This window comes from Janthinobacterium sp. FT14W, from assembly GCF_009208755.1.
In the GTDB taxonomy this organism is placed as follows: domain Bacteria; phylum Pseudomonadota; class Gammaproteobacteria; order Burkholderiales; family Burkholderiaceae_D; genus Janthinobacterium; species Janthinobacterium violaceinigrum.
In genome coordinates this window covers 217413-239436 of the sequence record NZ_WFLL01000002.1, presented here as the reverse complement: position 1 = coordinate 239436, position 22024 = coordinate 217413, and the positions used below count along the sequence as shown (strand labels likewise).

17 protein-coding genes are annotated in these 22024 nt (G+C 62.1%); 4 read left to right on the top strand and 13 right to left on the bottom strand.

Going from position 1 to position 22024, the window contains the following annotated elements; all coding sequences use genetic code 11:
• Positions 1–57: 57 nt before the first annotated feature.
• From rseP to rpsB, 8 genes are all read right to left on the bottom strand, one after another.
• Positions 58–1419: an RIP metalloprotease RseP gene (gene rseP / locus GCN74_RS03255; protein ID WP_152255332.1), complete on the bottom strand. Its 1362-nt coding sequence runs from the start codon at positions 1417–1419 to the stop codon at positions 58–60.
• Positions 1416–2600, bottom strand: a complete 1185-nt coding sequence (ispC, locus tag GCN74_RS03250; RefSeq protein WP_152255331.1) for a 1-deoxy-D-xylulose-5-phosphate reductoisomerase — start codon at positions 2598–2600, stop codon at positions 1416–1418. Before ispC ends, rseP begins: the two co-directional genes overlap by 4 nt.
• Before the next feature lie 8 nt (positions 2601–2608).
• On the bottom strand, positions 2609–3442 hold the full coding sequence (locus tag GCN74_RS03245) for a phosphatidate cytidylyltransferase (RefSeq protein WP_152255330.1): 834 nt from the start codon (positions 3440–3442) through the stop codon (positions 2609–2611).
• Positions 3442–4209, bottom strand: coding sequence for a polyprenyl diphosphate synthase (gene uppS, locus GCN74_RS03240; protein ID WP_152255329.1), 768 nt, complete (start codon positions 4207–4209; stop codon positions 3442–3444). Before uppS ends, GCN74_RS03245 begins: the two co-directional genes overlap by 1 nt.
• Positions 4210–4308: 99 nt before the next feature.
• Positions 4309–4869, bottom strand: a complete 561-nt coding sequence (gene frr / locus GCN74_RS03235; RefSeq protein WP_092802600.1) for a ribosome recycling factor — start codon at positions 4867–4869, stop codon at positions 4309–4311.
• Between the two features lie 185 nt (positions 4870–5054).
• Entirely contained in the window at positions 5055–5771 is a 717-nt protein-coding gene (gene pyrH, locus GCN74_RS03230) for a UMP kinase (protein WP_092715775.1), read from the bottom strand.
• Between the two features lie 147 nt (positions 5772–5918).
• On the bottom strand, positions 5919–6830 hold the full coding sequence (gene tsf, locus GCN74_RS03225) for a translation elongation factor Ts (protein WP_086145235.1): 912 nt from the start codon (positions 6828–6830) through the stop codon (positions 5919–5921).
• A gap of 159 nt (positions 6831–6989) precedes the next feature.
• The gene (rpsB, locus tag GCN74_RS03220) at positions 6990–7742 is read right to left on the bottom strand and encodes a 30S ribosomal protein S2 (protein ID WP_086145236.1); all 753 of its coding nucleotides are present in this window, start codon (positions 7740–7742) and stop codon (positions 6990–6992) included.
• A 402-nt stretch (positions 7743–8144) separates the two neighbouring features.
• Here rpsB and map point away from each other — a divergent pair, with 402 nt between their 5' ends.
• From map to GCN74_RS03200, 4 genes are all read left to right on the top strand, one after another.
• The gene (gene map / locus GCN74_RS03215; RefSeq protein WP_035826955.1) at positions 8145–8957 is read left to right on the top strand and encodes a type I methionyl aminopeptidase; all 813 of its coding nucleotides are present in this window, start codon (positions 8145–8147) and stop codon (positions 8955–8957) included.
• A 34-nt stretch (positions 8958–8991) separates the two neighbouring features.
• Entirely contained in the window at positions 8992–11559 is a 2568-nt protein-coding gene (locus GCN74_RS03210; RefSeq protein WP_152255328.1) for a [protein-PII] uridylyltransferase, read from the top strand.
• 41 nt (positions 11560–11600) lie between these two features.
• Complete coding sequence (locus tag GCN74_RS03205; RefSeq protein ID WP_152255327.1) at positions 11601–12350, top strand: pseudouridine synthase; 750 nt, start codon at positions 11601–11603, stop codon at positions 12348–12350.
• A 152-nt stretch (positions 12351–12502) separates the two neighbouring features.
• Positions 12503–13267, top strand: a complete 765-nt coding sequence (locus tag GCN74_RS03200; RefSeq protein ID WP_152255326.1) for a flagellar brake protein — start codon at positions 12503–12505, stop codon at positions 13265–13267.
• Positions 13268–13394: 127 nt separating this feature from the next.
• Here the strand turns inward: GCN74_RS03200 and def are convergent, their stop codons facing one another.
• From def to smc, 5 genes are read right to left on the bottom strand one after another with little or no spacing between them, the layout of a single operon-like run.
• Positions 13395–13931, bottom strand: coding sequence for a peptide deformylase (gene def / locus GCN74_RS03195; RefSeq protein ID WP_152255325.1), 537 nt, complete (start codon positions 13929–13931; stop codon positions 13395–13397).
• Positions 13928–14821, bottom strand: a complete 894-nt coding sequence (gene galU, locus GCN74_RS03190; RefSeq protein ID WP_152255324.1) for a UTP--glucose-1-phosphate uridylyltransferase GalU — start codon at positions 14819–14821, stop codon at positions 13928–13930. The genes def and galU overlap by 4 nt, the downstream gene beginning before the upstream one ends.
• A 25-nt stretch (positions 14822–14846) precedes the next feature.
• Complete coding sequence (gene ligA, locus GCN74_RS03185; RefSeq protein ID WP_152255323.1) at positions 14847–17198, bottom strand: NAD-dependent DNA ligase LigA; 2352 nt, start codon at positions 17196–17198, stop codon at positions 14847–14849.
• 14 nt (positions 17199–17212) lie between these two features.
• Positions 17213–18385 carry a cell division protein ZipA C-terminal FtsZ-binding domain-containing protein gene (locus GCN74_RS03180; protein WP_152255322.1) on the bottom strand — a complete coding sequence of 391 codons (1173 nt, stop codon included), beginning with the start codon at positions 18383–18385 and terminating at the stop codon, positions 17213–17215.
• A complete protein-coding gene (gene smc, locus GCN74_RS03175) occupies positions 18382–21909 on the bottom strand; it encodes a chromosome segregation protein SMC (protein ID WP_152255321.1) in 3528 nt (1175 codons plus the stop codon). Before smc ends, GCN74_RS03180 begins: the two co-directional genes overlap by 4 nt.
• Positions 21910–22024: the final 115 nt, after the last annotated feature.

The window sequence follows — 22024 nt, the reverse complement described above, 5'->3', positions numbered from 1 at the left end:
GGACAACATACACAAAAGATTGCTTGTGCGACTCACGCAATGGCATCAACCACGGCCCTAATTCAGCAATCGCAACACGTCATTAAAGACGGCAAGCACCATCAAGGTCAGCAACAAACCGATCCCCAGGCGCTGGGCAATCTCGCCTACGCGCTCCGGCAAGGGGCGTCCGGTCAAAACTTCCAGCGAATAATACAGCAAATGCCCGCCATCCAGAACAGGAATGGGTAGCAAATTCATCACGCCCAGACTGATACTGATGAAGGCGATGAAGCTCAGGTAGCTCACCAGGCCGATGCGCGCCGTCTGGCCCGCGTAATCGGCGATGGTGATGGGACCCGTCACATTCTTCAGCGAGACCTGGCCGGTGATCATTTTACCCAGCATTTTCAGGCTCATGACACTGGTATCCCAGACCTTGGCGGACGCCTTGCCCACGGCGGAAAACGGTCCGGAGGCCACGGTGATCATATCCGGCACCTGTCCCAGCTTTGCCTGGATCTTACCAACTGTTACAGCTCCCTCTGCTCCTGCGCCCGGCACGGCTTCCGGCGTGATGGCCAAGGTCAGGTCCTGGCCCTGGCGCAAGAGTTGCAATTGCAAGGTCCGGCCCGGCGCCTGGCTCAGGGTGGCGATGACGGCCGCCACGTCGTGCACGGGCTGCTCGTCGATGGCCAGCAACTCGTCGCCCTTCTGCAGGCCGGCGCGCGCGGCGGCGCCGCCGGGCATGATTTCCATCAGGGTGGGCGCCGAACGGGCCAGGGTCAGGCCCAGCTTGCCCAGCACGTCGCCTTCCAGGTCCGTTTCCGTCAGGCTGGCCGTCGGCAAGGTGGCTTCCTGCTGGCCACGGTCAGGACGGCGCACTTCGATGCGCGCCGGCTGCTTGTCGAGGGCGGCCTGGATCAGTTCCCAGCGCAGCTCGGACCAGCTGGCCACGGCCTTGCCATTCACCGCTTCCACCGTATCGCCGCTGCGCAAGCCGGCCGTATAGGCGGCCGTCTGCTCGGCCACAGGACCCAGCTTGCTCGACGGTTCTTCGATGCCATGCATGAACAGGCCCGCGTACAGCACGATGGCGACGAGGAAATTGGCCAGCGGGCCGGCCGCCACGATGGCGATGCGGCGCCACACGCTCTGGCGCGTGAATTCGCGGCGCAATTCGCTTTCCGGCAAGTCGCTGAGGTCTTGCGCGCGGCTGTCGAGCATGCTGACATAGCCGCCCAGCGGCAGCGCGGAAATCGCCCATTCCGTCTGGTCCTTGCCAAACTTGCGCGAATACACCACTTTTCCCATGCCGATCGAAAAGCGCAGCACCTTCACGCCGCACCAGCGCGCCACCAGATAGTGGCCCAGTTCGTGCAAGGTGATCAGCGAACCGAGCGCGACGATAAAGGCCAGCAAGGTAGTGATGAGCGTCATGCAGCCAGCCTGTGGGCGATATACGCGTGGGCGGCAGCACGCGCCAGGCGGTCCTGCTCCATCACGGCCTCGATGCTGGAGGCGGCGCCATGCGGCACCGTCTCGATCACATGCGCGATGACGCGGTCGATCTGGCGGAAGCCGATCTGTTCGTCGAGGAAGGCTTGCACGGCCACTTCATTGGCCGCGTTGAGCAGGGCCGGCGCCGTGCCGCCCGCGCGCAAGGCGTCGAACGCCAGCGCCAGGCAGGGAAAACGGCGGAAATCGGGGCGTTCGAACTGCAAGGTGGCCACCTGGGCCAGGTCCAGCTGCGCCACGCCGGAAGCGATACGCTGCGGATACGCAAGCGCATGGGCGATGGGCGTGCGCATGTCGGGATTGCCCAGCTGGGCCAGCACGGAACCGTCGATGTACGACACCATCGAGTGGATCACGCTTTGCGGATGGATCAGCACCTCGATCTGCTCGGCCGGAGCGCCGAACAGCCAGTGCGCCTCGATCACTTCCAGGCCCTTGTTCATCATGGTGGCCGAATCGACGGAAATCTTGCGTCCCATGGCCCAGGTCGGATGCTTGCAGGCCTGGTCCGGCGTGACCCTGTCCAGCGTCTTGACGTCGCGCGTGAGGAAGGGGCCGCCGGAGGCCGTCAGCACGATCTTTGCCACGCCGGCGGCGCCTGGCGCGCGGCCGTGGGCGTGCGGCAGGCATTGGAAGATCGCATTGTGCTCGCTGTCGATGGGCAGCAGCACGGCGCCGTTGTCGTGCACGGCATCGATGAACAGCTGGCCGGACATCACCAGTGCTTCCTTGTTGGCCAGCAATACTTTCTTTCCGGCACGTGCCGCCGCCAGGGTGGGCGCCAGGCCGGCCGCGCCGACGATGGCCGCCATCACGCCCGTCACTTGCGGCGCGCTGGCGATGGCGCACAGGGCCGCCTCGCCATACTCGACTTGCGTATCGACGCCCTGCCCGCGCAGCAAGCGCGTCAGTTCAAGGGCGGCGTCAGCCGTGGCGACGACGGCGCGCTGGGGACGGAACTGCAGGCATTGGGCGGCCAGTTCGGCCACACGGGTATGCGCGCTCAGCGCATACACGCTGTATTGCTCGGGATGACGCGCGAGCACGTCCAGGGTAGACACGCCGATCGAACCGGTGGCGCCAAGGATGGTGATGTATTGCATGAGTTTCCTTAAAGCCAGCTGGCCACGAGGGCGGCAAATGGCAAGACCGGGATCAGTGCATCGATACGGTCGAGTACGCCGCCATGGCCAGGCAGCAGGTTGCTGCTGTCCTTGATGCCGGCGCGGCGCTTCAATTGGGATTCGAACAGGTCGCCGACGATGCTGGCGGCGACGATCAGCAGCAGCACCAGCAAGGCCAGCAGCCATCCGCGGCGTAATTGCAGCTGCACGGCGAAGGTGTCTTGCAGGACCGGCAGCGATGGCGCGGCAACGATGGTGATGGCGGCAATGACGAGCACGGCGATGCCGCCGCCGATGGCGCCTTCCCAGGATTTCCCTGGAGAAATGCTTGGCGCCAGCTTGCGCTTGCCGAAAGCCTTGCCCGAGAAATACGCGCCGATATCGGCGATCCAGACGAGCGCCATCACGGACAGCAGGTACAGCGGGCTATGCAGGAACAAGGCGACGATGGCGACGAAGCAGCCGACGATGGTGACCGGGTAGACCAGGCTGAGCAAGGTATTGCCCAGGCCTTCGGTGGGCGGCAAGCCCGTCGCCAGCGAGGGCACGAAGCGGATCAGCCAGATGGCCACGCACAGGGCGAACCAGAAATTGAGCTGCGCCATGCCGTTACCCACAAAAAACGTATACGCGAAGGCGGCAGTCCAGACGGCGGCAATCAGCAGCGCCTGGCGATTTTTGAAAATGCGGAAGCTTTCCCAGACGGCGGCGCCGAAGAACGCCGTGGCGATCACGGCGAAGGCGGGGAAATAATTCAGATACAGAACCGGCAGCAAGACCGCCAACAAGACCAGGGCGGTGATTATCCGTGTTTTCAGCATCAGTTTGTCTTTTCAGTTAGTTGCGCGCTGGTACGGCCAAAGCGCCGTTCGCGCTGCTGGTAAGACGCGATTGCCGCGTCGAGGCACTCGTCATTGAAGTCGGGCCAGAAGGTTTCGGTGAAAAACAACTCAGTGTACGCCAGTTGCCACAGCAGGAAATTGGAGATGCGCTGCTCCCCGCCCGTGCGGATGAACAGGTCGGGCTCAGGCGCATAGGCCATGGCCAGGTGCGGCGCCAATTGCTCTTCCGTGTATGCGTGCGTGGCGGGCTGGCCATTGGCGGCAGCCTCGGCCGTCATTTTGTTAACTGCCTGCATGATGTCCCAGCGGCCGCCGTAGTTGGCGCAGATGGTCACCGTCAGGCGCGTGTTGCGCGCCGTCTTGCGCTCCGCATTGGCGATCAGCGTTTGCAGCTGCTCATTGAAGCGCGACAGGTCGCCCACGACTTTCAGGCGGATGTCGTTGGCATGCATCTTGACCACTTCGCGTTCCAGCATGGTGACGAACAGGCGCATCAGCATCGACACCTCTTCTTCCGGGCGGCGCCAGTTTTCCGAGCTGAAGGCAAACAGGGTCAGGTACTCGACGCCCCGCTCGAGACAGGTCTCGACGACGCCGCGCACGGCGTCGGCGCCCTTGACGTGGCCAGCCACGCGGGGCAGGAAGCGCTTGGTTGCCCAGCGACCATTGCCATCCATAATGATTGCCACATGGCGCGGCACCGTGCCCACCTCGGGTACTGCCGTTGTCGAACTCGAATAGATCATGAAAACACGAATACCAAAAATAAAAGATAACTATTATGCGCCAAATAGCACTGCCCGGAAAAGCCATGCTTTCCCGGGCAGCGTCAAAAGAACTGAAAACTAGACCGTCAGCACTTCTTTTTCTTTGTCGACCACCATCTTGTCTATGTCGGCGATAAACTTGTCCGTCAGTTTCTGCACTTCCTCCGACGAGCGGCGCTCATCGTCCTCGGAGCAGGCTTTTTCCTTGACCAGTTTCTTCAGCGACTCGTTTGCATCGCGGCGAATGTTACGCACGGCAATCTTCGCGTCTTCCGCTTCGCTCTTGACCAGCTTGACCATTTCCTTGCGGCGCTCTTCCGTCAGCGGCGGCGTCGGGACGCGGATCAGGTCGCCCTGTGCCGATGGGTTCAAGCCCAGGTCGGCGTCGCGGATGGCTTTTTCGACGGTCGAAGCCATTTTCTTTTCGTATGGCTGCACACCGATGGTGCGCGCATCGATCAGGGTCACGTTGGCCACCTGGGTCAGCGCCGTCGGCGAGCCGTAGTAGTCGACCATCACGTGGTCCAGGATACCCGTATGGGCGCGGCCGGTACGCACTTTGGCCAGGTCGGCCCGCAGTGTTTCCAGCGATTTCGTCATACGTTCCTGGGCGTTCTTTTTAACGTCAGCTAAGGACATGCTGCTCTCCAATCTTGATAACAATGAATATTCTACTTTGCCGGATTCAGCCAACAAACCCGCGCAGTCGGGAGTGCCGAAAACCGTTCAGGGCAAGGCGCAGAACCGAAGACGCTACGAATAGTACATAACGTGGATCAGGCGCTGCAACGCAGCCATGGATGGTTTCTCGGTGCTCCTTATTTCTATACGTGGACCAGCGTGCCTTCATCCTCGCCCATGATGACGCGCATCAGCGCGCCCGGCTTGGTGATCGAAAACACCTTGATCGGCAGTTTCTGGTCGCGGCACAGGGCGAATGCGGTGGCATCCATCACTTGCAGGTGCTTGGCGATGGCGTCGTCGAACGTAATCGTGTTGAACAGGGTGGCGTTCGGATCCTTCTTCGGATCGGCCGTGTAGACGCCGTCGACCTTGGTGGCCTTCAGGACGATCTCGGCGCTGATCTCGGAACCGCGCAGGGCAGCTGCCGTGTCGGTGGTGAAGAACGGGTTGCCCGTGCCGGCGGCGAAAACCACAACCTTACCTTCTTCCAGGTATTGCAGGGCTTTCGGACGGACGTACGGCTCGACGACTTGTTCGATGCCGATGGCCGACATGACGCGCGCGGTGATGCCCACGTGGCGCATGGCATCGGCCAGGGCCAGTGCGTTCATCACGGTGGCAAGCATGCCCATGTAGTCGGCGGTGGCACGGTCCATGCCTTGCGCGCCAGGCGCGACGCCGCGGAAGATATTGCCGCCGCCAATCACGATTGCCAGTTCCACACCCAACTTCGCCACCTCGGCCACATCGGCCACCATGCGCTCGATCGTGGCGCGGTTGATGCCGTAGGGATCATCGCCCATCAGGGCTTCGCCGGACAACTTGAGGAGGACGCGCTTGTAGGCTGGTTTTGACATGAGCTGGGGCTCCATAAATGAGGTTATTCGAGTATGACATGGCGCAGCGCCTTGCAGCGCCGGATAGGCGCGCGGGGCTGCCCATGCCGCCGCCCGGCACGACAGGTGCGGGCGGGCCAAAAAAACGGGCCTCTCGGCCCGCTTTACTTACGCTCCCTGGGAGGCAGCCATCTGTGCTGCGACTTCTGCTGCGAAGTCGTCTTGCTTCTTCTCGATGCCCTCGCCCACTACGTACATGGCGAAACCTTTGACGCTGGTGTTAGCCGCCTTCAGCATTTGCTCAACCGACAGCTTGTCGTTTTTCACGAAAGCCTGGTTCAGCAGGGACACTTCTTTCAGGTACTTCTGTACGGAACCTTCCAGGCGCTTGGCCAGGATTTCCGGCGATTGCGCTGGCTTGCCTTCGGCGGCCGCTTTGGCTGCGTCTTCTTCGGCTTTCAGTTGTGCAACCGAACGCTCTTTTTCGATCAGTTCCGCAGGAACTTGCTCGGACGACAACGAAACCGGCTTCATTGCAGCGATGTGCATGGCCACGTCTTTGCCCACTTGCTCATCGGCGCCGTCGAATTCGACGATCACGCCAATGCGCGAACCGTGCAGGTACGAAGCCAGCTTGGCGCTGGTTTCGAAACGCTGGAAGCGGCGGATGGTCATGTTTTCGCCGATTTTGCCGATCAGGGCAGCGCGCACGTCTTCCAGGGTCTTGCCATCGAGTGGCAGGGCCAGCAGGGCAGCCACGTCAGCCGGGTTGTGTTCTGCTACCAGACGGGCAGCGTTGTTGGCCAGTGCCAGGAAATCGTCGTTTTTCGCAACAAAGTCGGTTTCCGAGTTCACTTCGACCAGGGCGCCTACGCCATTGGCGATGTAGGTTGCCACGACGCCTTCAGCGGTGATGCGTGCCGATGCTTTCGATGCCTTGCCGCCCAGCTTGACGCGCAGGATCTCTTCCGCACGAGCCATGTCGCCATCGGCTTCGGTCAGTGCTTTTTTGCATTCCATCATTGGTGCGTCGGTTTTGCCGCGCAATTCGCCTACCATCGCTGCTGTAATCGCTGCCATGTGTTTCTCCTGATTCGGTGAGTCGATAGTCGCGGCCGGGCATGCATGCCTCGCCAGCGGTCACTATCGTTTTTTTTGTTAAAAAAAAGGGGGAGCTGCTGCCACCCCTTTTCCCTTACTGCTGTGCTTACAAACGGCTATCTTGCGACAGCCTGGCCATTAAGCCTGTTCGTTTACTTCGACGAATTCGTCGCCAGCGGCTGCTTTAACCATTTCAACAACTTCGTTACCGGCAGCTGCACGGCCTTCGATGATTGCGTCAGCAACACCGCGAGCGTACAACATGATGGCTTTCGAGGAGTCATCGTTACCTGGGATCACGAAGTTCACGCCTTCCGGGGAGTGGTTGGTATCGACAACGCCGATGACCGGAATACCCAGTTTAGCTGCTTCGGTGATCGCACCTTTGTGGTAGCCGACGTCCACAACGAAGATTGCGTCAGGAACGCCGCCCATGTCCTTGATGCCGCCGATCGATTTTTGCAGCTTGATCATTTCGCGGGAGAACATCAGCGCTTCTTTTTTCGACAGCTTCTCGATCGAACCGTCTTCGACCATCGCTTCCATGTCCTTCAGGCGCTTGATCGAGGTTTTGATCGTTTTGAAGTTGGTCAGCATACCGCCCAACCAACGTTGATCAACGAAAGGCACGCCAGCGCGTTGTGCTTCAGCAGCGATGATTTCGCGAGCTTGACGCTTGGTGCCAACCATCAGGATGGTGCCACGGTTTGCAGCCAGCTGACGCACGTGCTTCATTGCGTCCTGGTACATCGCCATGGTTTTTTCCAGGTTGATGATGTGGATCTTGTTGCGATGGCCGAAGATGAACGGTGCCATTTTTGGATTCCAAAAACGGGTTTGGTGACCAAAGTGGACACCGGCTTCCAGCATTTCGCGCATTGTTACGGACATTATTAACTCCAGGGTTGGGTCTGGAATCCGATCAGTCACCATACAGGCACCCTTGTCGACCGGATTCGCGTGTTTATATAAAATTAAAGACACTGTTTTACTGCATTGCTCAAAAGAGAATTCAAGCAACCCGGGATTCTACACCGAAATGACCGCCGCATCAAGTCCGCGCGACAAATCGCCTGCCCTGCAGAAACAGCCCTTGCACCAGCTTGGTGCAAGGCGTGGCGGCGCGGCTTGCCGATCGCTATTTACCCCACAAAACCCGGCCCGCCCATAGGAAGGAGGCGGCAGATTCAGGGCGCCTCGTTTATAATTTCGACATATTTGCAGACTTTTCCTCCCTCGCGCAGGAATCGTCTGTGCTTTTCACCCGAATTCTTGCAGATTGCGAATTACACCATGTCCACCATCCGTATCAATACCGCCGCCGACATCGAAGGCATGCGCGTTGCCGGCAAGCTCGGCGCCGAAGTACTCGACTACATCACCCCCTTCGTCAAGGTGGGGGTCACGACTGGCGAACTGGACCGCCTGTGCCACGAATACATGGTCAACGTGCAGGGCACCATCCCTGCCCCGCTGAACTATTGCCCGCCCGGCTACACGCCGTACCCGAAGGCCATCTGCACTTCCGTCAACGACGTCATCTGCCACGGCATTCCCGGTGACAAGGTCTTGAAAAGCGGCGACTCCGTCAACCTCGACATCACCGTCATCAAGGATGGCTACCACGGCGACAACAGCCGCATGTTCCTCGTCGGCACGCCGACCATCCTGGCCAAGCGCCTGTCGGAAATCACCTATGAATGCATGTGGCTGGGCATAGACCAGATCAAGCCCGGTGCCCACCTGGGCGATATCGGCCACGCCATCCAGCAGCATGCGGAAAAAGCCGGCTACAGCGTGGTGCGCGAATTCTGCGGCCACGGCATCGGCAAGGTCTTCCATGAAGAACCGCAAGTGTTGCATTACGGCAAGCCTGGCACCCTGGAACGCCTGGAAGCGGGCATGATTTTCACCGTGGAACCGATGATCAATTCGGGCCGCCGCGAAATCCGCGAAATGAACGATGGCTGGACCATCAAAACCAAGGACCGCAGCCTGTCGGCGCAATGGGAACACACGGTGCTGGTGACGGAAACGGGCTATGAAGTGCTGACCGTCTCGCCCGGCATGCCGCCACCGCCTGCCCTGATCCTGAACAAAGCCTGATACTCCACCGCACGCACCGCCACCCAGGGCCCAGATGAAAAAGCAAGTTCGGGAACAGCTGAAACAGCAACTGAAAGCCGACCGCCAGGTCGTCATCGGGGCCTTCCAGGCCGACGGCAAGCCTGAAAAACTGTTGCGCAGCCTGCGCCACAGCGTCGACGGCGTGCTGGCGCGCGCATGGCAGGAGGCGGGTTTGCCGCCCGGCACCGCCCTCGTGGGCGTGGGCGGCTATGGCCGCGGAGAACTGTTCCCCTATTCCGATGTCGACCTGCTGATCCTGCTGCAGCAGGCGCCCGATGCGGCGACGCAGGAAAAACTCGAGGAACTGGTGCAGCTGCTGTGGGACCTGGGCCTGGAAATCGGCCACAGCATCCGCACGGTGGACGAATGCCTGGTCGAATCGAAGGCCGACATCACCGTGCAAACGAGCTTGCTCGAAGCGCGCCTCGTGTGCGGCAATGCCGAGCTGTTCGCGCAACTGCAACAGCGCTATGACGCGGCCATGGATCCGCAGGCATTCTTCCAGGCGAAAACGGCGGAAATGCGCCAGCGCCACGCCAAATACGAAGACACGGCCTTCAGCCTGGAACCGAATTGCAAGGAAAGCCCGGGCGGCCTGCGCGACCTGCAGGTGATCCTGTGGGTGGCCAAGGCGGCCGGCCTGGCCAATTCCTGGCGCACCCTGGCCACGGGCGGCCTGATCACCCTGACGGAAGCGCGCCAGCTGATGGAAAAGGAGCGCGCCTTCAAGGATATCCGCGTGCGCCTGCACCTGCATGCGGGCCGGCGCGAAGACCGCCTCGTGTTCGACGTGCAGACGGCCATCGCCGAATCGCTGGGCTTGCAGGCCACGGGCAGCGGGCCGCACATGCGCCGCGCCAGCGAATTCCTCATGCAGCGCTACTACTGGGCCGCCAAGACGGTGACCCAGCTCAACACCATTCTGCTGCAAAACATCGAAGCGCGCCTGTTTCCGCAGGACGACGTGGCCCTGCCCATCAATGAACGCTTCAATGAAGTCAACAGCCTGATCGACATCAGCGCCGATGATACGTTTGAGCAATACCCATCGGCCATGCTGGAAGTCTTCGTGCTGATGACGGAGCGCCCCGCCCTGAAAGGCATGACCTCGCGCGCCACGCGGGCCCTGTGGCACGCGCGCTTCAAGATCGACGCCGCCTTCCGCCAGGATCCCGTCAACCGCGCCCTCTTCCTGCGCATCATGCAAGCCCCGGTCGGCATCATCCACGCACTGCGGCGCATGAACGAGATGAGCATCCTGGGGCGCTACCTGCCGAATTTCCGCCGCATCGTGGGCCAGATGCAGCACGACCTGTTCCACGTGTACACGGTCGACCAGCATATTTTGATGGTGGTGCGCAACATGCGCCGCTTCACCATGAGCGAACATGCGCACGAATACCCGTTCTGCAGCCAGCTGATGGCCGATTTCTCGCAGTCGTGGCTGCTGTACGTGGCGGCCCTGTTCCACGACATCGCCAAGGGCCGCGGCGGCGACCATTCCAAGCTGGGCGTGGCCGACGCCACCCAGTTCTGCCAGGACCACGGCTTGTGCGCCGAGGACACGGAACTGGTGGCTTTCCTGGTGGAAAATCACCTGACCATGTCGCAGGTGGCACAGAAGCAGGACCTGTCCGATCCCGACGTCATCGCCGCCTTTGCCAAGGTGGTCAAGGACGAGCGCCACCTGACGGGTTTGTACCTGCTGACGGTGGCCGACATCCGCGGCACCAGCCCGAAGGTGTGGAATGCCTGGAAGGGCAAGCTGCTGGAAGACCTGTACAAGATTACCCTGCGCGTGCTGGGCGGCGAGCCGCACACGGCCGACCGCGAACTGAAGAACCGCCAGCAGGAAGCGCTGGCCACCCTGCGCCTGTACGGCTTGCCGCCGGACGCGCACCTGAAGCTGTGGCAGCAGCTGGACGTGGCGTATTTCCTGCGCCACGACGCCTCCGACATCGCCTGGCAGACGCGCTCGCTGTACGACAAGCTCGACAGCAAGTTGCCGGTGGTAAAATGCCGGCTGGCGCCCATCGGCGAAGGCTTGCAGGTGGCTGTGTACATTCCCGACCAGCCCGACCTGTTTGCGCGCATCTGCAGCTATTTCGACCGCAAGAACTTCAGCATCCTCGACGCGAAGATCCACACGACCAAGAACGGCTATGCGCTCGACACCTTCCTCGTCACGGAGCAGAACTTCGCCAAGAGCTACCGCGACATCATCAGCCTGATCGAGCATGAACTGGGCGAGCTGCTGCAGTCGCAAACGCCGCTGCCGCCGCCGGGCAAGGGACGGCTGTCGCGCCTGTCGCGCACCTTCCCCTTCCAGCCGACGGTGGACTTGCGGCCCGACGAAAAAGGCCAGTACTACCTGCTGTCGGTGGCCGCCAACGACCGCACGGGCCTGCTGTATGCGATCGCCAATGTGCTGACCAAGTACCGCGTCAACCTGCACACGGCCAAGATCATGACCCTGGGCGAGCGGGTCGAAGACGTGTTCCTCGTCGACGGTCCCGCGCTCAACAATGCCCGCAACCAGATATTGCTGGAAACCGATTTACTCGATGCGCTGAAAGTGTAAGCTTTCCGCGCAGCGCCTACCCTTACTGAAACTGAAACAACATGACCGAAGAATTATTACGCTTGTCCAAACGCATGTCCGAACTGGGCCTGTGCTCGCGCCGCGAAGCCGATGAATGGATCGCGCGCGGCTGGGTCCGCGTGGATGGCAAGGTGGTGTCCGAGCTGGGCAGCAAAGTCTACCCGAGCCAGCGCGTCACCGTGGAACGCCAGGCGGCCGCCGAGCAATCGAAGCGCGTCACCGTGCTGATCAACAAACCCGTCGGCTATGTCAGCGGCCAGGCCGAAGACGGCTACACGCCCGCCGTGGCCCTGATCAAGGCGGAAAACCGCTGGGCGGAAGACCGCAGCCCGGAACAGTTCCACCCCACGCAGCTGCGCAGCCTGGTGGCCGCCGGCCGCCTGGACATCGATTCCGTGGGCTTGCTGGTCCTGACGCAGGACGGGCGCGTGGCCAAGCAGCTGATCGGCCACGATACCGATATCGACAAGGAATACCTGGTGCGCGTCAGCTACACCAAGGGCGGCACCCTGCCCGACAGCGATCTGAAAAAGCTCAACCACGGCCTGTGGCTTGACGGCAAGCCGCTGCTGCCGGCCAAGGTGCGCTGGCAAAATGAGGACCAGCTGAGCTTTACCCTGCGCGAAGGCAAGAAACGCCAGATCCGCCGCATGTGCGAAGCCGTGGGCCTGAAAGTGCTGGGCCTGAAACGCGTGCGCATCGGCAAGGTCAAGCTGGGCGACTTGCCGACGGGCCAGTGGCGCTACCTGAGCGCGGACGAACAGTTTTAAGCGACGGCATCAAGGCGGCATGCTGCATGGCATGCCAGGCTATATAAGCAACAGGAATATAGTGATATAAAATCAATTATTGTGATTTACTTAGTAAATATTGCCTTAAACCTATACACTATTCCCCATTAGAACAAAAGAGATACGCTGTCGTGAACGATCCCATCCCCAATCCCCTGCGCAAGGGCGCGCCCAGCCTGGCCGACGTGGCCGAGCCGATGGCGCCCGGCACCAAGCCGCACCACATGAGCGACCCGTGGGATATCGGCGAAACCCTGTGCAGCCTGGCTGATAACGGCGACGCCATTTCCATCTACCCGACGGGCGGCGAAGACGTCATCATGGCGCGCATCCTGTCCGTCGATGACGACTTGCCGCAATTCGTGCTGGAACTCAATGAAGGCGCCACCCTGCCCGAAGGGGGCGCCACGTTTGTGTCGTGGGTGCAAAGCGCCAAGTTGCAATTTACGATCAATGGCGAATGGGAAGCGTATCCCGAGCGGCCCAACGTCTACCTGACCAACTTCCCCAGTCATTGCCTGGTGCTGGAACGGCGCGAATCGGCGCGCCTGGAAACGCCGCTGGGCGTGTACTACCTGGCTGCCTTCGTGCTCGAGGGCCGGCCGTATGAATTGCAGCTGTACGATTTCTCGGCCGGCGGCATCGGCATGCGCGCCCACCCGCGCGACACGGTGGGCCTGTACGTGGGGCGCAAGCTGTCGCGCGTGCGCCTGGAACTGGGACCGGACAAGGTCATGATCGCCGACCTGGAGATCCGCCTGTCGCGCACCTTCCGCTCCTTCCTGCTGGGCGAGCAGGTGCAGATCGGCTGCCGCTTCCTGAACCTGACGGAGGCCATGCAGGATGAGTTGAAGATGCTGCTCGACAACCTGGGCAGCAGCCGCAAGGTACGCTAGCGTCCCTTCACGCATGAAAAATGGCCGCCAGCTGATGCTGCGCGGCCATTTTTTGTACTCGTTCACTGCTATCGCCGGCAACATTTGGGGTCTGACCCGCCGGGTCAGACCCCAGGTGACGCAGCGATCAATCGTCGTCGTTGGGATCCAAATCAGGAAACATCACTTCCGTATAACCGAATTGCGTAAAATCAACGATACGCATCGGATACAAAATGCCGTGCAGGTGGTCCACTTCATGCTGCACCACGCGGGCATGGAAGCCGTCGCAGTCGCGGCTGATGGGCTGGCCGAACTGGTCCACGCCTTCATAGTGCAGCTCGCTCCAGCGCGGCACGCTGCCGCGCAGGCCAGGCACGGACAGGCAGCCCTCGAAACCCTCTTCCTTGCGCTCCGACAAAGGTGTCAGCACAGGGTTGATCAGCACGGTTTCCGGCACTTGCGGCGCATCGGGGTAGCGCAGATTCTGCTTGAAGCCGTAGATCACCAGTTGCAGGTTGACGCCGATCTGCGGCGCCGCCAGGCCCGCGCCATTGGCTGCATGCATGGTGTCGAACATGTCGGCGATCAAGGCGTGCAATTCGGGCGTATCGAAGTCACGCACGGGCTCGGCCATGCGCAGCAGGCGCGGATCGCCCATCTTCAGAATCTCGCGTACCGTCATTTTGCGTCCAGTGTCGATTGCAGTTCTTGCAGATAAGTACGGAAGGCAGCGCCCGTTTCCGCATGTTTCATGCCCATCGCCGTGCTTGCCTTCAGATAACCAAGCTTGGAGCCGCAATCATAGCGCTGCCCCTGGTAGCGGTAGGCCAGCACGCGCTCTTCGCGCATCAGGGCGGCGATACCGTCCGTCAACTGGATTTCGCCGCCCGCGCCCGTGCCCAGGTGTTCCAGGTGGCCGAAGATGCGGCTGGTCAGCACATACCGTCCCACTACGGCCAAGGTCGATGGCGCCTCTTCGGGCGCCGGCTTTTCCACGATGGCCGAGACCAGTTCCAGATCCGGTTGATAATTCTTTGCCGACACAATACCGTACTGCTTGGTTTCCGCGCGCGGCACGTCCTGCACGGCCAGCAGCGAGCAATTTTCATACTGGAAGACATCGGTCATCTGCGCCAGCACGGGGCGCACCCCCTCTTCCACATCCATGAAATCGTCGGCCAGCAAGACGGCAAACGGCTCGTCGCCGATCACGGGACGGGCGCACAGCACGGCATGCCCCAGGCCCAGCGGTGCCGACTGGCGGATGTAAATGCAATTGATATGCTTGGGAATGACGTTTTGCACCATGTCGAGCAACTGGCGCTTGCCGGCCGCTTCCAGCTCCGACTCCAGCTCATACGCCGTATCGAAATGGTCTTCGATGGCGCGCTTGTTGCGCCCCGTGATGAAGATCATTTCCGTGATACCTGCCGCCACCGCTTCTTCCACGGCATACTGGATCAGCGGCTTATCGACGATGGGCAACATTTCTTTCGGCTGCGCCTTGGTCGCAGGCAAAAAACGGCTGCCCAGGCCGGCGACGGGAAAGACTGCTTTTCTGATTTTTTTCATGGGTCTTCTGTAATATTTCGAATGATTAATCCTGCGCAAGCAAGGCCAGCAAACCAGCCTCGTCGAGTATGGCCACGCCCAGTTCCTGGGCCTTGGCCAGCTTGCTGCCGGCGTCCGAGCCGGCCACGACATATCCTGTCTTCTTTGACACCGACCCGCTGACCTTGCCGCCGGCCGCCTCGATCAGCTCTGCCGCCTCGTCGCGGCTCATATTCGGCAAGGTGCCCGTCAGGACGAAGGTTTTGCCGTCCAGCTTGCCGCCGGCGGCTGGCATTTCAGGCAATTGTGACAGCAATTCATCGCGCAGGGCGTCCAGTTGGGCAAGCAGCCTGAGATTGTTCTCGTCGGCCAGCCATTGCGCCAGCGACTCGGCCACGGCAGCGGGCAAGCCCGCATGGAAGCTGGCGCCCTGCGCGGCCAGGCTGGCCAGGGTCACGCCCCGCTCCACCAGCTGCTTGCTGCGCGGCTCCGTCAGCTTGGGAATGCCGATGGCCGCCAGCAGCTTGGCCTGCTCCAGCTGCGCGCGCAGCTTGGCGCTGGGCGCGTGTTCGCCCTGCGGCGTGACACCCGCGACAAGCAAGGCCTGCAGCGCTTGCTGATTCTTTTCCTCGGCAAAGAAATCGGCGATCGATACGGCCACCGTGCCGCCGATATCGGGCAGCACGCGCAGCAAGGCTGCCGGTGCCCGGCGCACATGGTCCAAGCTGCCCAGCCATTCGGCCAGGGTCTTGGCCGTCGATTCGCCCACGTGGCGGATGCCCAGCGCAAACAGGAAGCGCTCCAGCGGCGGGCGCTTGCTTGCTTCTATGCCGGCCAGCAAGTTTTCCGCCCATTTGGTAGGAATCTTGCCTTGTTGCACTGTTTCCGGCGTCGAACCATCGCGCTCGTCGGCGCGCAGCTTCATTTCCAGCAATTTATCCAGGGTCAGGCTGTACAGGTCCGCCAGGCCATGCACGTATTCCAGTTCGACCAGGGTGTCGATATACCGTTCGCCCAGGCCTTCGATATCCATCATGCGCCGGCCCGCGAAATGGCGGAACGCTTCCTTGCGCTGGGCCGAGCAGAACAGGCCGCCCGAGCAGCGGGCAATCGCCTCGCCCTCTTCGCGCACCACGTGCGAGCCGCACACGGGGCAGCTTTCCCGCATCTTGAACGGCAGTGGCGCCGGTTCCGGACGCTTTTCCAGCACCACGGACAGCACCTCGGGAATCACGTCGCCGGCGCGCCGCACGACGACGGTATCGCCCACGCGCACATCCTTGCGCAGCACCTCGTCTTCATTGTGCAAGGTGGCGTTGGTCACCGTCACGCCGCCCACGGACACGGGCGCCAGGCGCGCCACGGGCGTCATGGCGCCCGTGCGGCCCACCTGAATGTCGATGTCCAGCACCACCGTCAGCGCTTCTTCGGCGGGGAACTTGTGCGCCAGCGCAAAGCGGGGCGCGCGCGAGACAAAGCCCAGCTCCTGCTGGTCTTCCGTCGCGTTCACCTTGTAGACGACGCCATCGATTTCATACGGCAAGGCGGGACGGCGCGCGCCGATGTCCGCATAGTAGTCGAGCAAGCCCTGCGCGCCCTGCACCACCTTGCGCTCCTTGGAGACGGGAATGCCCAGGGTGTCGTACCAGTCCAGCAAGGCCGAATGCGACACGGGCATGGCGGCGCCATCGAGGGCGCCGATGCCATATGCGTAGAAGCGCAGCTTGCGCTGCGCCGTGATGCGCGAATCGAGCTGGCGCAGGCTGCCGGCCGCCGCGTTGCGGGGATTGGCGAATTCCTTGTGCCCCGCTTCGCGCTGGCGTTCGTTCAGGCGGGCAAAGTCCGCCTTGAACATCATCACTTCGCCCCGCACGTCGAGCAAGGCCGGCATCCTGTCACCCTGCAGGCGCAGCGGGATGCCGGCGATGGTGCGGATATTTGCCGTCACGTCTTCGCCCGTGGCGCCGTCGCCCCGCGTGGCGGCCTGCACGAACAGGCCGTGCTCATAGCGCAGGTTGATGGCCAGGCCGTCGAATTTCACTTCGGCAGCGTAGTCGACTTCCACACCGTCAAGATCCAGGCCTTCGCGCACGCGGCGGTCGAAGTTGACGATGTCGTCATCGGTGAAACCATTATTCAGGGACAACATCGGCACCGTGTGCACGACTTGCTCGAATTGCGGCAAGGGCGCCGCGCCCACGCGCAAGGTGGGTGAATCGGGCGTGCGCAAGTCCGGATGGGCCGCTTCCAGCGCCTGCAGTTCGACGAACAGCTGGTCGTACTCGGCGTCGGGAATGGTGGGATTGTCGAGCACGTGGTAGGCGTGCAGATGCCGATTGAGTTCGGCAGTGAGTGCCAGGACGCGCTGGGCGGCGTCCTGGTTGATCGGATCAGTCATTGTTGCGGGATTCTTCAGCTAAATAAACGCAGGGCGCGGGTGGAGCCGGCCGGAATGTCGGCCGCGTCCATTTCCTGGTAAAACTCTTGCACCTGGCCGGCGATCTCGGCCAGCGCCGCGTCCGACAGGGGCTGGTTGTAATCGTCGACGATGGTGGCGTCGAGGCGGCCCACCAGCGCCTTGGCGCAGGCAACCATGGCGCCGAAGCCGTCGCGCGCGGGCGCCACGCAAGGCACGTCCAGCAGCAGGGTCAGGCGGGGCGTGGTTTCCTCGGCCAGGGTGACATTCGTCGACAGCGAGAACAGATAGCTGCCGTCGCCGTCCGGCATGACGAAACGGCCATCGGGACGCACGTCGAAGCCCTGCTTTTCCAGCGCGAACAGCAAGGTGGAAATGGCCCACGGCGCGCCATTCGTGTGCAGGTTGACGCCCAGCTGGGCATCGTGGCCGGCTACAAAGCGGTGCAGATTGCGCGCTTCGGCCATCACTTCCATCATGTCGGGCACTTCCGGCTCGGCGCCGATCTCGTCGGCCACGCCGCGCAAACGCGTGACCAGTTCCGAGTATTCCAGTTCATTCAGGGCCGTGCTGCGGCTGGCCAGCTGCACGCCGCCCTGCATCTTGGTGTAGACACCGCCATGCGTGATCGGTTCCCAGTCGCCATTCACGTGCAAGCCGATGAAATGCACGGGCTTGTTGCCCACCAGGCGCAGGGTTTGCAGCACGGGCAGGATCTTGTCGCCGCGCACGGGCGCTTCCAGCGACAGGGGCAGCAGGCAATCGATCAGCGGGTCGACCAGGCTGGTCGCCTGCTCGCTGGCCGCGCTGACTTCTTCCTGCGCGGGTGCGGCAGGGACGGCGGCGGGAACGGCTTGCGCCACCGCATCGCCCAGAGACGGTTCCGCATGCACGGGAGCGTCGGGCACGGGCGCCGCTGGCGGCGCGCCGAACGAGGGCTCGGCCTTGGCGGCAGGCGCGGCGTCGAAGCGCGGCTCCTGGCGCAAGACGGGTTCCTGGACGTCGGCCACGGGGGCGTCGCCCTCGCGCATCAGCACATCGTCGTGGTCGGTGGAAAAGGCCCGTTCCACGCTTTTCTTGGCCTTGTATTCCTGCCATTTGTTGTACGAGAAAACACCGACGATAAAGACGCCGCCGGCGCCGAACAAGGTAATTTGTAAGTCTGTCATGCTGCTTGTGCCTCGGTAGCAAAATTTGCGGCGGACTCCATGTCCACCGCCACGATGCGCGATACGCCCTGCTCCTGCATCGTCACACCGATCAATTGATGGGCCATTTCCATCGCAATCTTGTTATGCGAAATGAAAAGGAATTGGGTCTGGTCGGACATGCGCTTGACCATGCGGCAAAAGCGTTCCGTGTTCGAATCGTCCAGCGGTGCATCGACTTCGTCGAGCAGGCAGAACGGCGCCGGATTCAGGCGGAACATGGAAAACACCAATGCGGTCGCGGTCAGCGCCTTCTCTCCACCCGATAACAGGTGGATGGTGGCATTTTTCTTGCCGGGAGGCTGCGCCATGACTTGTACACCGGAATCGAGAATCTCGTCGCCCGTCATGGTCAGCCTGGCCTGGCCGCCGCCGAACAGGATGGGGAACAGCTCGGAAAAGTGGTGGTTGACCTTGTCGAACGTGTCTTGCAGCAAGTCGCGCGTTTCCTTGTCGATCTTGTGGATCGCGTCTTCCAGGGTGTTGATCGCTTCCGTCAGGTCGGCATTCTGCGCATCGAGGAAATTCTTGCGCTCGGAAGCCTGCGCCAGTTCGTCCAGCGCGGCCAGGTTGACGGCGCCCAGCGACGTGATGGCGTTCGTCAGCCGCGTCACTTCGCCCTGCAGATACGATGGACGCATGTCCGGGTGCAGTTTTTCCGTCAGGGCCGCCTCGTCGGCGCCCGATTCCAGCAGCTGCTGGGCGAATTGCTCCTGGTTCAGGCGCGCGGCCTGTTCCTTGAGCTGCATTTCCATGATCTTGTCGCGCTGCGGCTGCAGGCTGCGTTCCGACTGCGTGCGCGCATCCTCGGACAGGCGCAGCTGCTGCGTGATCTGGTCCAGTTCATGGCGCGCGTCCGCCAGCGCCCGCTCCTGCGTGGTGCGGCGCTCGAGCAAGTCCTGCAAGCCGTCGGCGGCCGCGCCGCTTTCCAGATTCGCCAGTTCCAGTTCGCCCGCCTGCAGGCTGGCCGTCACCTGCTGGGCCTGCGTACTGGCCGTGGCGATGTTGCGGCGCAATTCCTCGATCTTCGCCCGGTGGGCTTTTTCCGCGTATTCCGTATCCTTGGCGGCCCGCTCCAGGTCGCGCAAGGCTTCGCGCGCTTCGGCCAGGCGTTGTTCCTTCTGCAGGAAGTCCGTATGGCCGTCTTCGTGCGCTTCCTGCAAGTTGCCCAGTTCCATGTCCAGCTGTTCGAATTTTTCTTCAGATTCCAGCTTGGTCTGCATCTGTTCCGCTTCCTGCGCGGCGATCTCGGCCAGGTCGGCGCCGATCTGCGTGCTGCGCTGGTTGAAGCGCGCTTCGACTTCCGACAGTTTCACCACGTCCAGCTGCAAGGTATGCACGGACGAGGTCAGCTGTTGTATGCGCAGGCGCAAGTCGGACAGGTTGCGCGTCAGGGTGGCGACGGCCGCGTCGGCCCGCACGGAACGGGCGCGCGCCTCTTCGGCCAGCAATTGCTGGGCGCGCAACTGCTTGCCGATATTGTCGATTTCCTGCTGGCGGCCCAGCATGCCTTCCTGCTCCGAGTCGGCCGCATAGAAGCGCACGCTGGTGGCCGTGACCACGTGACCGGCCCGCGTGACGAAATAGCCGCCCGGCGGCAATTTCGCCCGCTCGGCCAGCGCTTCGGCCGCGTCTTCCACGGCGTAGGCGTTGTACAGCCAGTCCTGCAGCAAGCCGCGCAAGCCCGGATCGTTGAGTTTCAGCAAGTTCAGGAACGGTTTCAGGCCCGCCACTTCCGGCAGGGGCAGCGGCGCCACGGTCGAGGGCGCATACAGGGCCAGCTTGGCGGGCGGGGAGTCGGCAAAGAAGGCCTTGGCCCAGTCGATGTTCGACAGTTGCAGGGCCGACGTGCGCTCGCGCAGGATCGATTCCATGGCCGCTTCCCAGCCCGCTTCGATCTGCAGCTTTTGCCACAGGCGCGGCAAGGTGTCGAGCTCGTGCTTCTTTAACCACGGCTGGACCTTGCCCTGGGTCTGTACCCGTTCCTGCAATTGTTTCAAAGCGGAAAGACGCGCTTCCAGCTGGGCATTGGCGGCCGTTTCGGCATTGACTTGCGCCTGCGCCTCGGCCCGCTCCTGCTCCAGCTTGGGCTGCTGCTCCAGCGCTTCTTCCAGGTAGAAGCCCTGCTCTTCCAGGGTTTGCTGCTTTTCTTCCAATTGAAGCTTCAGGTTTTCCAGGTGGCTGCTGTCGGGCAGGCTGAGGCTGTTCTTTTCCTGCTGCAGGCGCTCGCGGCGCGTCGACAGGCTGGCCAGGATGTTGGAAGCGTTGCGCTGGTGCGCCGACTCCAGTTCCAGCTGCTGCTGGGCCTGCATAATCCGCGCGCGCGATTCCGTGCTCTTGTTCTGCGCGGCGCGCCAGGCGGCGTCCAGCTCGGGCAATTGCTCGCCCTTCTGCTCGGCCATCATTTGCGACTGTTCCACCTTGGCGGCCAGTTCTTCGAGGTGGAATTCCGCCTCTTCGATCTGTTCCTGGTATTCGCCGCCCTGGCTGTTCCACTGGTCGCGCTGGGCCGTCAGGGTGGCCAGCTGCGCCTGCAGGCGCGCGCGCGATTCGATGACGAACTTGATCTGCGCTTCCAGGCTGCCGATTTCCGCATTCGTCTGGTACAGATGGCCCTGCGCCGTATGCAGGCGGTCGCCCACGGCAAAGTGCGCCTGGCGCATCTGCTCCAGGGTCAGTTCCACGTTGCGCAGCTTGGCCGTCTGCTCTTCCAAGTCCGTCTGCGCCTGTTCCACTTCGCGGAAATAGCGCGTCTGCTCGTTTTGCGCCTCGTTCTTGCGCAGCAGCCACAACAGTTTCTGTTTTTCTTCCTGGTCCGCCTGCAAGGCGTGGAAACGGGTGGCGACGGCCGCCTGCGCTTCCAGCTTTTCCAGGTTGGCATTGAGTTCGCGCAAGATATCTTCCACGCGCAACAGGTTTTCGCGCGTGTCCTGCAGGCGGTTTTCCGTCTCGCGGCGGCGTTCCTTGTATTTCGACACGCCCGCCGCCTCTTCCAGGAAGACGCGCAATTCCTCGGGGCGCGATTCGATGATGCGCGAAATCATGCCCTGGCCGATGATGGCGTAGGCGCGCGGACCCAGGCCCGTGCCGAGGAAGATGTCCTGGATGTCGCGCCGGCGCACGGGCTGGCCGTTGATGTAGTAGGTGGAGGTGCCGTCGCGCGTCAGGGTGCGCTTGACGGCGATCTCGGCGTACTGGCTCCACTGGCCGGACGCCTTGCCATCGTTATTGTCGAACACCAGCTCCACGGAAGCGCGGCCGGCGGGCTTGCGGTGCGTGGAACCGTTGAAAATGACGTCCTGCATGGACTCGCCGCGCAACTCCGACGCTTTCGATTCGCCCAGCACCCAGCGCACGGCGTCGATGATGTTCGACTTGCCGCAGCCATTCGGCCCGACCACGCCCACGAGCTGGCCTGGCACCTGGAAATTGGTGGGATCGACGAAAGACTTAAATCCCGACAACTTGATGGAAGAGAGACGCACGTGTTTTAGAGTTCCTGGCCTATGCTGGCGGTTGTTTTATGGGTGAACCCGGTTCATATTCAGTTCATGGCCGCAAGGGGCACCATGATCACCATTGCGGCGGCGGCCTGGCCAC

Bases quoted from the DNA above. Each gene is read 5' to 3' on its own strand.
- rseP (WP_152255332.1), bottom strand. From the start codon at position 1,419: ATGACGCTCATCACTACCTTGCTGGCCTTTATCGTCGCGCTCGGTTCG.
- ispC (WP_152255331.1), bottom strand. From the start codon at position 2,600: ATGCAATACATCACCATCCTTGGCGCCACCGGTTCGATCGGCGTGTCT.
- GCN74_RS03245 (WP_152255330.1), bottom strand. From the start codon at position 3,442: ATGCTGAAAACACGGATAATCACCGCCCTGGTCTTGTTGGCGGTCTTG.
- uppS (WP_152255329.1), bottom strand. From the start codon at position 4,209: ATGATCTATTCGAGTTCGACAACGGCAGTACCCGAGGTGGGCACGGTG.
- frr (WP_092802600.1), bottom strand. From the start codon at position 4,869: ATGTCCTTAGCTGACGTTAAAAAGAACGCCCAGGAACGTATGACGAAA.
- pyrH (WP_092715775.1), bottom strand. From the start codon at position 5,771: ATGTCAAAACCAGCCTACAAGCGCGTCCTCCTCAAGTTGTCCGGCGAA.
- tsf (WP_086145235.1), bottom strand. From the start codon at position 6,830: ATGGCAGCGATTACAGCAGCGATGGTAGGCGAATTGCGCGGCAAAACC.
- rpsB (WP_086145236.1), bottom strand. From the start codon at position 7,742: ATGTCCGTAACAATGCGCGAAATGCTGGAAGCCGGTGTCCACTTTGGT.
- map (WP_035826955.1), top strand. From the start codon at position 8,145: ATGTCCACCATCCGTATCAATACCGCCGCCGACATCGAAGGCATGCGC.
- GCN74_RS03210 (WP_152255328.1), top strand. From the start codon at position 8,992: ATGAAAAAGCAAGTTCGGGAACAGCTGAAACAGCAACTGAAAGCCGAC.
- GCN74_RS03205 (WP_152255327.1), top strand. From the start codon at position 11,601: ATGACCGAAGAATTATTACGCTTGTCCAAACGCATGTCCGAACTGGGC.
- def (WP_152255325.1), bottom strand. From the start codon at position 13,931: ATGACGGTACGCGAGATTCTGAAGATGGGCGATCCGCGCCTGCTGCGC.
- galU (WP_152255324.1), bottom strand. From the start codon at position 14,821: ATGAAAAAAATCAGAAAAGCAGTCTTTCCCGTCGCCGGCCTGGGCAGC.
- ligA (WP_152255323.1), bottom strand. From the start codon at position 17,198: ATGACTGATCCGATCAACCAGGACGCCGCCCAGCGCGTCCTGGCACTC.
- GCN74_RS03180 (WP_152255322.1), bottom strand. From the start codon at position 18,385: ATGACAGACTTACAAATTACCTTGTTCGGCGCCGGCGGCGTCTTTATC.